Origin of the sequence: Rhodanobacter soli, assembly GCF_040548735.1 — a bacterium.
Classification (GTDB): domain Bacteria; phylum Pseudomonadota; class Gammaproteobacteria; order Xanthomonadales; family Rhodanobacteraceae; genus Rhodanobacter; species Rhodanobacter soli_A.
Map to the genome: position 1 here is coordinate 1,327,543 of NZ_JBEPSD010000001.1, position 13,426 is coordinate 1,340,968.

Here is a 13,426-nt window from a genome sequence, read left to right on the forward strand (position 1 = left end):
AAAAGCCGGCGGACACTGTCCGCCCTACCAAGACCCTTCGCTACAGCTCCAGCACCGCATCCAGCCCGCGATGCACGCCAACCAGGCCGGACACCTTGCGGATCGCCAGCAACGCACCGTCCACGTAGGGCTTCGCGCTGCTGCCGGCGTTGTGGCGGATCGTCAGGGTCTGGTCCGGCATGCCGAAGATCGCCTCGGCGCCGATCACGAAACCCGGCAGGCGCAGCGCATGCACCTGGCTGCCAGCCAGCGTGCCGCCGCGCGTCTCACGCATGCCGACGGTCCGCTCCAGCGGCACCTCCAACTGCGGCTGGCGCACCCGGCCCATGCGCCCGGCCAGCTCGCGCACGGTGCCGCTGGGCGCATCCGGTTTGCCCGCGCTGGCGTAGTCGATGATCTCCCACTGCGAGATGAGCTTCGCCGCCATCTCGGCGAACTTGATCAGCAGCACCGCGGTGAGCGCGAAATTGCCGCAGGCCAGCACGCCACGCTGGTGTTCGCGGGCGGCCGCGTCGATCTGCGCGTAATCCTCGTCGGTGAGGCCCGACGTGCCGACCACCACGTGCGCGCCATGCGCCAGCGCGGCGAGGATGTTCGCCTTGGCGGTGTCGGGATGGGTGTATTCGACGAACACGTCGCAGGGCGTGGCCAGTGCCTCGCCCGCCGTGGCGAACACCGGCGTGACGATGCCGGCATCACCCAGCGCTGCGCCCAGCGGCCGGCCGGCATGCCGACGCGATACCGCGGCGACCAGCTCCAGATCCGCGCTGGCGGCGATACCGCGCGCCAGCTCGGAGCCGGCCCAGCCGGTGGCGCCGGCAAGACATACCTTCAGCGACATGGCCACCTCCTCGTCGTGCGTGTGCCGCGACGGAGCGCAGCGCGGCGTTCACTTCTTCTTCGGCATGTACAGATCGGTGATCGTGCCTTCGTACGCTTCCGCCGCCATGCCGATCGACTCGCTGAGCGTGGGATGCGGGTGGATGGTGAGGCCGATGTCGGCGGCCTCGCTGCCCATCTCGATCGCCAGGGCGAGTTCGGAGATCAGGTCGCCGGCATGCACGCCGACGATGCCGCCGCCGACGATGCGGTGGGTTTCCTCGTCGAAGATCAGCTTGGTGAAGCCCTCGGTGCGGTCGATGCCGATCGCGCGGCCGCTGGCGGCCCACGGGAACTTGCCCACGCCGACCTTCAGGCCCTTCTCCTTCGCCTCGCGCTCGGTCACGCCGACCCAGGCGATTTCCGGATCGGTGTAGGCGACCGACGGGATCACCCGCGCGTCGAAGTGGCTCTTCATGCCGGCCACCACTTCCGCGGCGACCTTCGCCTCGTGCGTGGCCTTGTGCGCCAGCATCGGCTGGCCGACCAGATCGCCGATGGCGAAGATGTGCGGCACGTTGGTGCGCATCTGCGAATCGACGTTGATGAAGCCGCGCTCGGTGACCGCAATGCCGGCCTTGTCCGCGCCGATCTTGCCGCCGTTCGGCGAACGGCCCACCGACACCAGCACGCGGTCGAACAGCGTGGTCGCGGGGATGCTGTCGCCTTCGTAGCTGACCTCGATGCCTTTCTTCGTCGCCTTCGCCTCGACCACCTTGGTCTTCAGGTGCACGCCCTTGAGCTTGCCGCCCAGGCGCTTGGCCAGCGGCCGGATCAGGTCGGCGTCGGCGCCGGGGATGAGCTGGTCCATGAACTCGACCACGGTCACTTCGCTGCCCAGTGCGGCATACACGGTGGCCATTTCCAGGCCGATGATGCCGCCGCCGACCACCAGCAGTTGCTTCGGCACGTCGCGCAGCTCCAGCGCGCCGGTGGAGTCGACGATGCGCTCGTCGTCCCACGGGAACGATGGCAACTTCACCGATTGCGAGCCGGCCGCGATGATCGCGTGCTCGAAACGGACCAGCTTCACGCCATCCTTCGTCTGGACTTCCATTTCATTCGGCGACACGAAGGCGCCGCTGCCTTCGAGCGTGCGCACCTTGCGCTGCTTCGCCATCGTGGCGAGGCCGCCGGTGAGCTGACCGACCACCTTGCCCTTGAAGCTGCGCAGCTTGTCGATGTCGATCTTGGGCGCACCGAAGCTGACGCCGTGCGCGGCCATCGCCTCGGCCTCGTCGATCACCGCCGCGGCGTGCAGCAGCGCCTTGGACGGGATGCAGCCCACGTTGAGGCAGACGCCGCCGAGGCTGGCGTAGCGTTCCACCAGCACGGTGTCGACGCCGAGGTCGGCGGCGCGGAACGCGGCGGTATAGCCGCCGGGACCGGAGCCGAGCACGACCAGCTTGCATTCGATATCGGCCTTGCGGCCGGAGGCACCCGCGGCCTGCGGCGCCGGCGCACTCCCTGCCCTACTGGCAGGGGAGGGTTGGGGAGGGGTAGCCGCCGGAACGGCGGCCGGCGTGGATGCTGCCGGCGCAGCCGGCTTGGGCGCCTCGGCTTCCGGCGTCGCGGCATCACCCGCCACTTCCAGCACGGCGATCACCGCACCCTCGGAAACCTCGTCGCCCACCTTGAGCTTCAGCTCCTTGATCACGCCGGCGGCGCTGGAGGGAATCTCCATGGTCGCCTTGTCCGACTCCAGCGTGATCAGGCTCTGCTCCTTCGCCACGGTGTCGCCGGCTTTCACCAGCACTTCGATCACCGGCACGTTGTCGTGGCCGCCGATGTCGGGAACCTTGATTTCGATCGTGTTCGCCATCGTCATCGCCTCCGTCAGAGCAGCAGCCGGCGGATGTCGCCGAGCTGGTTGGCGAGGAAGCTGGCGAAGCGCGCGGCGAGCGCGCCGTCGATCACCCGATGGTCATAGCTGAGCGACAAGGGAAGCACCAGCCGCGGCGCGAATTCCTTGCCGTTCCACAGCGGCTTCATCACCGACTTGGAGACGCCGAGGATGGCCACTTCCGGCGCGTTGACGATCGGCGTGAAGTAGGTGCCGCCGATGCCGCCGAGCGAGCTGATCGAGAAGCAGCCGCCGGACATCTCCGCCGGGCCGAGCTTCTTGTCGCGCGCCTTCTTCGATATCTCGCCCAGCTCGCGCGCCAGGTCGAGCAGGCCTTTCTTGTCGCAATCGCGCAGCACCGGCACCACCAGGCCGTCGGGCGTGTCCACCGCGATGCCGATATGGAAGTATTTCTTCAGGATCAGCTTCTCGCCGGATTCGTCGAGCGAGGCGTTGAACTGCGGGAACGCCTTCAGCGCGGCCACCACCGCTTTGATCTGAAACACCAGCGGGCTGATCTTCAGGTCCTTGTTCTCGGCGCCCAGCTGCTTGCGGAATGCCTCCATCTCGGTGATGTCGGCGTCCTCGTGCTGGGTGACATGCGGGATCATCACCCAGTTGCGCGCCAGGTTCGCGCCGGAGATCTTCTGGATGCGCGACAGCGGCTTCTCCTCGATCTCGCCGAACTTGGCGAAGTCGACCTTCGGCCACGGCAGCAGGTTCAACCCGCCCACCGAAGCGGCGGCGCCGGCCACCGGGCGCGCGCCGGAGGCGAGCGCGTGCTTCACGTAGGCGCTGACGTCCTCGCGCTGGATGCGGCCGCCGCGGCCGCTGCCCTTCACCTGCTGGATGTCCACGCCCAGCTCGCGCGCGAACGCGCGGATCGCCGGGCTCGCGTACGGCGCGTCGCCGGGCATCACGATGCGGGCATCCATCGGCGGGCGTACCTGCGGCGGCACGTCGCCTTCGGGCACGTTGCCCGGCTGCACGCCCTGGCCGGCGATCGGCATAGGCTTCGGCTCGGCGGGAGGCGGGGTTGGAGCGGGCGGCTTCACCGCTTCGGGCGCACCCTCACCCCTGCCCTCTCCCGGAGCGGGAGAGGGGGGCGCGGAGACTGCTGCGCCGTCGGTTTCGATGATGGCGATCACCGCGCCCTCGGAAACCTCGTCGCCGACCTTCAGCTTCACTTCCTTCACCGTGCCGGCGAACGGCGCGGGCACTTCCATGGTCGCCTTGTCCGATTCCAGCGTGATCAGGCTCTGTTCCTTCTCCACCCGGTCGCCGGCCTTGACCAGCACTTCGATGACGGGAACGTCTGCGTGGCCGATATCGGGAACGCGGGCTTCTTTGAGGTCGGCCATGGTGACTCCTGCTGGCGATGGCGTGCCGCTCGGGGATGGCGGTCGCATACAAGACCTCAATCATAACGAAGGCACGCCCGATCCGTATGCCCGGATCGGGTGATTCCGCCGATTTTCCGGCCACCATGCGCATGCGTATGCATGACCTTGAGCGCACGCGCAGCCCCGATCCATGCCTTAGGCTGATCCGCATGCTCAGGCCGCGCGGGCGGCGCCGGAAGACACCCATGCTGACGATACGCGACCTGTCGAAAACCTACGCCAACGGCGTGAAGGCGCTGCGTGGCGTGTCGCTGGACATTCCCAACGGCATGTTCGGCCTGCTCGGCCCGAACGGCGCGGGCAAGTCGTCGCTGATGCGCACCATCGCCACGCTGCAGGACCCGGACGCAGGCACGATCAAGCTGGACGAGATGGACCTGCTCGCCGACAAGCAGGCCACCCGCCGCCTGCTCGGCTACCTGCCGCAGGAGTTCGGCGTGTACCCGAAGGTCTCGGCCGAGGCGATGCTGGAGCACTTCGCCGTGCTCAAGGGCGTCACGGTGAAGGGCGAGCGGCGCGAGCTGGTCGAGTCGCTGCTGCGCCAGGTGAACCTGTGGGACGTGCGCAAGCGCAAGCTCGGCACTTACTCCGGCGGCATGCGCCAGCGCTTCGGCATCGCGCAGGCGCTGATCGGCGACCCGCGCCTGGTGATCGTCGACGAACCCACCGCGGGTCTCGACCCGGAAGAACGCAACCGCTTCCTCAACCTGCTGGCCGAGATCGGCGAGCGGGTGGTGGTGATCCTGTCTACCCACATCGTCGAGGACGTCACCGACCTGTGCTCGCGCATGGCGATCATCGGCCAGGGCCAGGTGCTGCTCAGCGGCGAGCCGGTCGAGGCGATCCGTTCGCTGGACGGCCGCGTGTGGCGACGCACGATCGACAAGGCCGAACTGGACGGCTACCGCGCCCGCATGAACATCCTGTCCACCCGCCTCGCCGGCGGCCGCACCCTGCTGCACGTGCTGGCCGACGCGCTGCCGGAAGAAGGTTTCGAACCCGTCGTACCCGACCTGGAAGACGTCTACTTCGGCCGCCTGCGCGCGCAGGCGACGGTGCAAGCCGCCTGACCGCCGCCGGCTAGGACGACCGATGTTTTCCGAAATCCTCCACTTCGAACTGCGCCAGCAACTGAAGGCGCCGCTGTTCTGGATCATCGCCGCGGTGTTCGCTGCGCTGGCCTTCGCGTTCGCCAGCACCGACGCGGTGATCGTCGGCGGCGCCAGCGGCAACGTGCTGCGTAACGCGCCGCTGGTGATCGTGCGGCTGCTCGACAACCTCGCGCCGCTGTGCCTGCTGCTGGCGGCCGCCTTCGTGGCCGGCGCGGCCCTGCGCGACTTCGACCATGGCACCGCCGAGCTGATGTTCGCCACGCCGGTGCGCAAGCGCGCCTATCTTGGCGGGCGCTTCGCGGCGGGCTATCTGGTGATGGTGGCGATCATGCTGCTGTGCGCGCTGGGGCTGGCGGCGGGCGGCAGCATGCCGTGGATCGAGGCGGCGCGGCTGGGGCCGCCGGACTGGCGCGGCTACGCCTGGGCGTTCGGCGTGATGCTGCTGCCGAACCTGCTGTTCATCGCGGCATTGCTGTTCCTGCTCGCCACCGCCACCCGCTCGCTGCTGGCCACGCTGATCGGCGTGATCGCGTTCATCGTGTTGCTCTCGGTGGCCAAGCTGCTGACCCAGGACGTCAACCACCACGCACTGGCCGCGATCCTCGACCCATTCGGCAACCGCACCCTGCAGATTGTCACGCGCTACTGGTCGGCGGATCAGCTCAACCGACAGTTGCCAGCGCTGGACGGCCTGCTGCTGTTCAACCGGCTGCTGTGGACCGGCATCGCGGTGGTGCTCACCGGCGCCGCGTTCGCGCTGTTCCGCACCGACCGCGAGGGCCTGCAGTGGCACCGGCGCACGCGGCGCGCAGAGCCGCCGATCCTGCGCCCCACCGCCGGCGCCGCGCCGACGCTGCCGGCGGCGCGGCTGGCGACTGATGGGCGCGCGCAATGGGTCCAGCTGCGCCACCTGCTGGTGTTCGACACCTGGAGCGTGCTGCGCGGCGTGCCGTTCCTGGTGATGCTGGTGTTCGGCCTGGTCAACCTCGCCTTCAGCCTGGCGCTGTCCGGGCGCATCTACGGCACCGCCACCTGGCCGGTGACGCACAGCGTGCTGGAGATGTCACAGGGCGCCCTGCAGTGGCTGCTGTACATCATCGTGATGTTCTACGCCGGCGAGCTGGTCTGGCGCGAGCGCATGCAACGCAGCGCCGAGGTCAGCGACGCATTCCCGCTGCGGGACTGGGTGCCGCTGGCGGCGAAACTGGGCGCCTTGCTGGCGGTGATCGTGGCGTTCCTCGCCTGCGGCGCGGTGTTCGGCATCGGCTGGCAGCTGGCCCACGGCTATACGCACATCGAGCCGGGCCTGTACCTGGGCACTTTGGCGTTGCAGGCGATTCCGTTCGCGCTGCTGGCGGTGCTGGCGCTGTTCCTGCAGGTGATGTCCAACAACCGCTTCCTCGGCTATCTGCTGACCGTGCTGTGGTTCGTCTGCCAGATCGCTTTCCCGCTGCTGCACTGGGACCACAACCTCTACAACTACGCCGCCGCGCCCTCCACGCCGTATTCGGACCTCAACGGCTTCGGCCATTTCCTCAAGGCCGCGCTGTGGTTCGACTTCTACTGGGCGAGCTGCGCCATCGCGCTGCTGGTGCTGGCGGCGCTGTTCTGGGTGCGCGGCACCGGGCAGTCGTGGCGTGAGCGGTGGCGCGAGGCACGCGCGCGGTTCCGCGGACCGTCGCATATCACGCTGGGGCTGGCGCTGCTGGCCTTCGCGGGCAGCGGCCTCTGGATCTACTACAACACCAACGTGCTCAACCACTATCGCAGCGGCACCGCGGAAAAACGGGAGCGCGCCGACTACGAGAAGCGGTACGCGAAATACCTCGACGCACCGCAGCCGCGCATCACCTCGGTACGCACTGAGGTGGACATCCACCCCTACCGGCGCCGGCTGGAGATCCACGGCCACTACACGCTGGTCAACAGGACCACGGCGCCGATCGACACGCTGTACGTGAACTTCGACACCGACTTCACGGTGAATTCGCTGGATTTCGCGCCGCGCGACACGGTGAGCGACGACAAGCGCCTCGGCTTCATCATCTACAAATTGAGGACGCCGCTGGCGCCGGGCGCGTCGATGCCGTTCGACTTCGACATCGCTTATGCGCCGAAGGGCTTCACCAACGAACCCGACGGCAAGTTCCTCGCCCACAACGGCACGTTCTTCAACAGCGGCGTGCTGCCGCAGTTCGGCTACCAACCGCAGAACCAGCTCGTCGACCGCAACGACCGCCGCAAATACGGCCTGCCGCTGGACGTGCCGCGCATGCCTCCGCTGGGCGACCAGAAGGCGCGCGCCAACACCTACATCAGCAACGACTCCGACTGGATCGACTTCGACACCACGGTCTCCACCGCCGCCGACCAGATCGCGCTGGCGCCCGGCGTGCTGCAGAAGGAATGGATCGCCGGCGGCCGGCATTATTTCCACTACACCACGCTTCATGACGGCGGGCAGCACCCTATGCTGAACTTCGCTGCGTGGATGTCGGCGCGCTGGGCGGTGAAGCGCGTGGACGACCACGGCACCACCATCGCCGTGTACTACAACCCCGCCCACGCCTGGAACGTGGACCGCATGATCGAGGGTGCGCGGGACGCGCTGGCGTACTACGACACGCATTACACGCCCTACCAGTTCCGCCAGCTGCGCATCGCCGAAGTGCCCAACTACTACGGCTTCGCGCAGTCCTTCCCCAACACCATCGCGTTTTCCGAGGCACTGGGCTTCATCGCCGACCTGCGCGACAAGAGCCGGATCGACTACCCCTACTACGTCACCGCGCACGAAGTGGCGCACCAATGGTGGGCGCACCGGGTGGTCGGCGCGAACATGCAGGGCTCGACCATGCTCAGCGAATCGCTGGCGCAATACTCCGCTCTGATGGTGATGAAGCAGAAGTACGGCGCCAACCAGATGCACAAGTTCCTGAAGTACGAACTGGACGGCTATCTGGCAGGACGCGCCACCGAAAAGCTGGCCGAGGAACCGCTGGCGAAGGTCGAGAACCAGCAATACATCCACTACAAGAAAGGCTCGCTGGTGTTCTACGCGCTGCAGGACTACGTCGGCGAAGGCGTGCTGAACGCGGTACTGAAGCAGTTCCTGATCGACAAGGGTTTCCAGCAGCCGCCGTACACCACCTCGCAGGAATTCGTGGGCGCGCTGGGCAAGGCGCTCGACCCGAAGTGGCAGCCGCTGCTGGACGACTTCTTCTGGAAGATCACCCTGTTCGACAACCGCCTCACCGACGCCACCGCGAAGAAGCTGCCGAACGGCAAGTACGAAGTGACCCTGCAGGTGCACGCCGGCAAGGTCCACGTCGACGGCACCGGCAAGGAAACCGCGGCGAAGCCGGACATCCCGATCGAGGTCGGCGTGTTCGCCGCTCCGCCGGGCAACGGCGAGGACGGCAAGCCGCTGTACCTGGAAAAGCGCCTGCTGCCCGACGGCGACAGCACGATCACCGTGACCGTCGACGGCAAGCCCGCGCTGGCCGGCATCGATCCCTACAACGAACTGATCGACAAGGTGTCCAGCGACAACCGCCACGCGGTGACGGTACCGTAGATTCAGCCGGCCTTCGGTGCGCCCTCCACCAGGGTGACTTCGTGCGGCACCACGGGGACGCTGATCTGCTGCGCGTCGATCTTCTGCTTGATCGCGCGCAGCAGGTCGGTCTGCGCGCCCCAGCTGTCGCCGCTGCGGGTCCAGCCGCGCAGCACCAGGTTTACCGTCTGCCCGGCCAGGCTCTCGATCCACACGCCGGGGACCGGTTCTTTCAGGATGCGCGGGTCCGACGCCATCAGTTGCATGATCGTGGCCATCACCTGGTCGGCATCGTCGCGGTAGGCGATGCCGAGCTTCAGCTCGAAGCGCCGCGTGCCCAGCCGGTTGAAGTTGACGATGGCGTCGCTGCCGATCTTCGCGTTCGGCAGGATCGCCTCGCGGTTGTCCGGAAGGATCAGCTGGGTGTGCATCAGGTTGATGCTCTGCACGGTGCCCTCGGTGCCGCCGGCGCTGACGTAGTCGCCGACCCGGAACGGCCGGAACACCACCAGCAGCACGCCCCACGCCAGGTTGCTGAGCGAGTCCTGCAGGGCCAGGCCGATCGCCAGCCCGGCGGTGCCGAGCGCGGCGACCATGGGCGCCGACGGCACCCCCAGCACACCCAGCGCGGTGACCACCAGCAAGGCGACCAGCACGCCGTAGAGCAGGTTGCGCAGGAAACCGCTGAGCGTGGAATCGAAATTGGCCCGGCCCAGCGCAGCCTGCGCGAAATTGGCCAACCGGCGCGCCACCCACATGCCGACCAGCAGCACCAGCAGGGCGCCGATCAGGTGCAACCCGACCTGCACGGCCTGATCGGTATAGGCGGAAACATCGGGAGCGGTCGCGGCGACCGCCGCCGGCTTGCCGGACTTGTCGAGCATGGCTTCGCCTCACGAGGAAAAATCGAGGGCAAGCCTAACAGCGTGGACAGAAAGAGTTCCGCTGCACCTCAATGGATTCAGAAAGCGGCGACTTTGTCCTTGCCGCACGCATCGGCCGCAGGGGCCGGCCGTCATGCCCTGCCATCAGTCACGCGGACGACGATTCATGCAGCCGCCGGCGCAGGTGCCGCAGCGAGACGGTCTCCCAGGCCGCCACCAGCAGCAGGACCGAACTCGTTGCCAGACCAAGCGCGAACACACTCAGCGGCTGCCGGATGAGGACAGCGGCAAGCGCCGCGAGCAGACCCAGGCCGACCAGGTGCGACAGCGGCAGATGGGTGTCATTCACGGTCTTCTTGAACCATGCATTGCCGGCCAGGTACAGCATCGGGCCGCCCAGAAGCACTGCACCGCTGATCGCATCGACGCGCTGCCGCGCATCGCGCAAGGTCAGTTCATCGGCCACCGCGCCGACGATGATGCCGGCGACGATCAGCAGGTGCAGGTAGGTATAGGCGGCCCGTGCCTTGCGGCCCGGATCGGCCGAATGCCGGATCGCGTGGCTGCCGCGCTCGGCACCGAGGTCGAAGTAGATCCACCACATCGCCACGCTGCCGACGAAGGCGCTGACAAAAGCCAGCACCGCCTGCGGCTGCCAGGTGGCGTCGGCAAAACTCGACCCGGTGACCAGCACCGACTCGCCCAGTGCGATGATCACGAACAGGCTGCAGCGTTCGGCCAGATGGCCGCCGTCGATATCCCAGTCCGCCGTGCTCGACCGGCCCAGGCCGGGCACCGCGAAGGCCAGCGCCGGGCCGGTGTATTCCAGCGCCAGCGCAGCAACCCACAGCAGCGCGCGCTCCTTCCCGTCCAGCCATCCACCGAGCAGCCACAGCGCGCCGGAAACCGCCAGCCACACCGCGATGCGCTGGAAATTGCGGGTATTCGCCGGCGCGTCGTCGCCCAGCGCCCACAGCACGAACAGCGTGCGACCCACCTGCATGAACACGTACGCACCGGCAAACAGCAACCCGCGTTCGCCGAACGCCTCGGGCAGCGCCATCGACAGCAGCAATCCGGCCAGCATCAGCGCCAGCAGCAGCAGGCGTACCAGCGGGCGTTCCGGATCCAGCCAGTTGGTGACCCAGCTGGTGAACACCCATACCCACCACACCGCCAGGAACAGCAACAGCACCTGCAGCGCGCCGACGGCGTTCAGTCCGTGCAGCAGCGTGTGCGACAGCTGGGTCACCGCATAGACGAACACCAGATCGAAGAACAGTTCGATATTGGTGACCCTGACAGGGCCGCCGGCCGTACGCGAACGCAACAGGCTGCGTCGCGCCGGACGAGCACGGTCGGCGGGCGGGGAAATGCTCACAAGGCGGCCTCCGGCAATGTTCCGTCTTATCGTACGACGACCCGGGCGCCGCCCAAGCAACTCACAGCCGGTTGTCCTCGATCTCGCTGACCCGGCCGTCGACGATCGTCACCACGGTGACGTGGTCGCCGCGGCGGTAGCGCCACTGCTCGCCCGCCTGGTGGTTGTCCACCACGCGGACGCCGCCGCGGCGACTGCCGTGGCTGCGCGACTTGTGCGCGTGCGATTTCGACGTGGGCTTGCCCAGCAGCTCGACCACCCGCTCGCGGCTGTCGCCGGCGGTGAGCACCTGGCTGCCCACGCGCAAGGTACTGGACGCCTGCACGGCGGCACTGAACGCGAACAACGCAATGGCGAGACGAATGCGCATGACCTGCTCCCTGGTCTGGTTGGAATGGTCTGGTCGGAATGGCCTGGATGAAACCCTGCAACCCGCGGATCGCGTCGCGTTTCAGAAACCGGCACCCGGCTGGGCCAGGTAAAGCGTTTCTTCCGGCGTACTGGGACGACCGAGCGCGGCGTTGCGATGAGGGAAGCGGCCGAAGCGCACGATCACCTCACGGTGGCGGCGAGCATAGTCCAGAAATTCTTCGAATGGTTTGCGCTGTTCCGTCGGCACTTCCGCGCACAGCGCCTCGAACAACTCCACCGAACGCTGCTGCAACGCCGTGTCCTCGGCATGTTCCAGCGGCAGGTAGGCGAACACGCGCTGCACGGCGGGCAGTTGCCGGTCATCACCGCGAGCCAGGCCCGACAAGGCCACGCGCTGCGCGCTGGCGTCCGCCGCCCAGGCGCGTGGATCGTTGCGGTACAGGTTGCGCGGAAACTGGTCGAGCACGATCAGCAAAGCGAGCCAGCCCGACGGCGTCCCCGCCCAGTCGTCCAGCCGGCCGTCGGCAGCCGCCTTGACGGCTGCGCCGAAGCGCTCGTGGATCTGCGCATCGAACGCGGCATCGGCGGCGAACCAGTGGGCGGCGCCTGCTTCGGCGAACCAGAAATCGAGGACGTCCTGTGCGGTCGCGGGCATCACCACTCCGTTCAATAGCGCGCGGTGCCGGCCAGGCTATGCATGTCCAGGTGGATGCCGCGCAGACGCGGCAATTGCCGGCGCAGCAGCAGCGCCGACTCCGCCGGGGCGTTCGCGATGGCCTGCTCGAACCGGTGCAGCAACGCACTCTCGCCATGCGCCAGCGCGCGGATCCAGGCGTTGTCGCGGCGCGCGACGGTACGCATCAGCCAGCCGGTGAGATGCCGGTGCACGGTGCCGCGCCAGCTGCCGTGTTCGCACGGCTCGCCGCCGCGGTCGCGCAGCTGCGCCTGCAGCTCGGCGATCAGCAGGTCCAGCGTATGCACGTTGTCGTTCAGCACCATGCGCAAGCCCGGTTCGCATGCCGTCGCGGCATGGCGATAGAGCCGGCGCAGGTCGATGCTGCGCCGGATCAGGGCATTGCAGGTGGATACGAACAGGTGCCGCGGCATGGCCGCCTCCGGGCGGGTCGATCGGTGCGCCATCCTCGCCTTGCCCCGCTTAGCGGGGGATTAACCCGGCGCGCGGCGCCGTCCGGCAGTCAGCTGGCGGCAAGTCTCGTTCACTGCTCGACCTGCACCAGGTTCAGCGGTTGCCCGTTGCTGCCGCGCACCCCCTGCTGCAACGCCGCGAGTTGCTGGATCGACGGGCACAGCGCCTCGATCTGCGGACGCAAGGCCTGCAGGCGCGACTGCAGGCGCGGCTGCAATGCGGTGGCGAGGTCGGCGGCACGATCGCGCAAGCTGGCGGCAGCCTGCAGGTCGCCGGACAGTGCCGCATTGATAGCCTGCTGTCCGAGGTCGGCCGCCAGCAGCGGCAGCAGGTCGCCGGCGATCTGGTTCATCGCCTGGTTGGCGGCGTCGCCCTGCCAGTCGTGCGTGCTCTGGCTGACCGAGATGCGCCGCTTCAGCTCGGCCGCATGCGCGTCCAGCCGACGGTTGAATTCGGCACGGGTATCGGCGCCCAGGCCCATGCCGCCGGCCTCTTCGCGCAGCGCCTGCGCGGCGATGTCCACGCCGTTGCGTGCCACCGTGCGCACCCGCGGCGCCAGCGCGCGCAGGTCGCGCTCGAACAGGGCCAGCCGGTCCTCGTCTTCCGCATTCAACTTCACCGCGGCGCCGTCGGTGCGCAGCGCACCCTGCTGCAGCTCGACGTGGAACGGCGCCGGCGCCGGCCGATCGAACAGCAGGCTGCCGGGTTTCAGGGTGACGTCATAGCTGCTGCTGGCGTGGCAGGTCGTCGCCAGGTCCTGCGCGTGCAGCCACGGCGCGGCGAGTGGCAGGACGAACAGGAGCAGCAATCGCGGCAGGCGCATGGAGATTCCCGGAAGATGGACTCGCC

General features: G+C 68.0%; 11 protein-coding genes. 2 read left to right on the forward strand and 9 right to left on the reverse strand.

What is annotated here, in order from left to right; all coding sequences use genetic code 11:
• Positions 1-40: 40 nt before the first annotated feature.
• Genes dapB through aceF form a run of 3 tightly spaced genes read right to left on the reverse strand, consistent with a single transcriptional unit; the run spans position 41 to position 4,083 of the window.
• Positions 41-841, reverse strand: a complete 801-nt coding sequence (dapB, locus tag ABIE04_RS06225) for a 4-hydroxy-tetrahydrodipicolinate reductase (protein ID WP_354547684.1) — start codon at positions 839-841, stop codon at positions 41-43.
• A gap of 48 nt (positions 842-889) precedes the next feature.
• Complete coding sequence (gene lpdA, locus ABIE04_RS06230; protein WP_354547685.1) at positions 890-2,701, reverse strand: dihydrolipoyl dehydrogenase; 1,812 nt, start codon at positions 2,699-2,701, stop codon at positions 890-892.
• Between the two features lie 14 nt (positions 2,702-2,715).
• Entirely contained in the window at positions 2,716-4,083 is a 1,368-nt protein-coding gene (gene aceF, locus ABIE04_RS06235; protein WP_436410354.1) for a dihydrolipoyllysine-residue acetyltransferase, read from the reverse strand.
• 227 nt (positions 4,084-4,310) lie between these two features.
• Here aceF and ABIE04_RS06240 point away from each other — a divergent pair, with 227 nt between their 5' ends.
• Both ABIE04_RS06240 and ABIE04_RS06245 read left to right on the forward strand, forming a co-directional pair.
• Positions 4,311-5,195, forward strand: coding sequence for an ABC transporter ATP-binding protein (locus tag ABIE04_RS06240; protein WP_354547687.1), 885 nt, complete (start codon positions 4,311-4,313; stop codon positions 5,193-5,195).
• Positions 5,196-5,217: 22 nt separating this feature from the next.
• On the forward strand, positions 5,218-8,814 hold the full coding sequence (locus ABIE04_RS06245) for an ABC transporter permease/M1 family aminopeptidase (RefSeq protein WP_354547688.1): 3,597 nt from the start codon (positions 5,218-5,220) through the stop codon (positions 8,812-8,814).
• A gap of 2 nt (positions 8,815-8,816) precedes the next feature.
• On the opposite strand, the gene ABIE04_RS06250 is transcribed toward ABIE04_RS06245, so the two are convergent.
• The 6 genes from ABIE04_RS06250 to ABIE04_RS06275 form a co-directional block, all read right to left on the reverse strand.
• Positions 8,817-9,677, reverse strand: coding sequence for a mechanosensitive ion channel family protein (locus ABIE04_RS06250; protein ID WP_354547689.1), 861 nt, complete (start codon positions 9,675-9,677; stop codon positions 8,817-8,819).
• A 148-nt stretch (positions 9,678-9,825) separates the two neighbouring features.
• Positions 9,826-11,058, reverse strand: a complete 1,233-nt coding sequence (locus ABIE04_RS06255; RefSeq protein ID WP_354547690.1) for a low temperature requirement protein A — start codon at positions 11,056-11,058, stop codon at positions 9,826-9,828.
• Between the two features lie 61 nt (positions 11,059-11,119).
• Complete coding sequence (locus tag ABIE04_RS06260) at positions 11,120-11,428, reverse strand: DUF2845 domain-containing protein (RefSeq protein WP_354547691.1); 309 nt, start codon at positions 11,426-11,428, stop codon at positions 11,120-11,122.
• Between the two features lie 81 nt (positions 11,429-11,509).
• Positions 11,510-12,085, reverse strand: coding sequence for a DUF924 family protein (locus ABIE04_RS06265; RefSeq protein WP_354547692.1), 576 nt, complete (start codon positions 12,083-12,085; stop codon positions 11,510-11,512).
• Between the two features lie 11 nt (positions 12,086-12,096).
• Positions 12,097-12,537, reverse strand: a complete 441-nt coding sequence (locus ABIE04_RS06270) for a DUF2383 domain-containing protein (RefSeq protein ID WP_354547693.1) — start codon at positions 12,535-12,537, stop codon at positions 12,097-12,099.
• A gap of 110 nt (positions 12,538-12,647) precedes the next feature.
• On the reverse strand, positions 12,648-13,400 hold the full coding sequence (locus tag ABIE04_RS06275) for a DUF2884 family protein (protein WP_354547694.1): 753 nt from the start codon (positions 13,398-13,400) through the stop codon (positions 12,648-12,650).
• Positions 13,401-13,426: the final 26 nt, after the last annotated feature.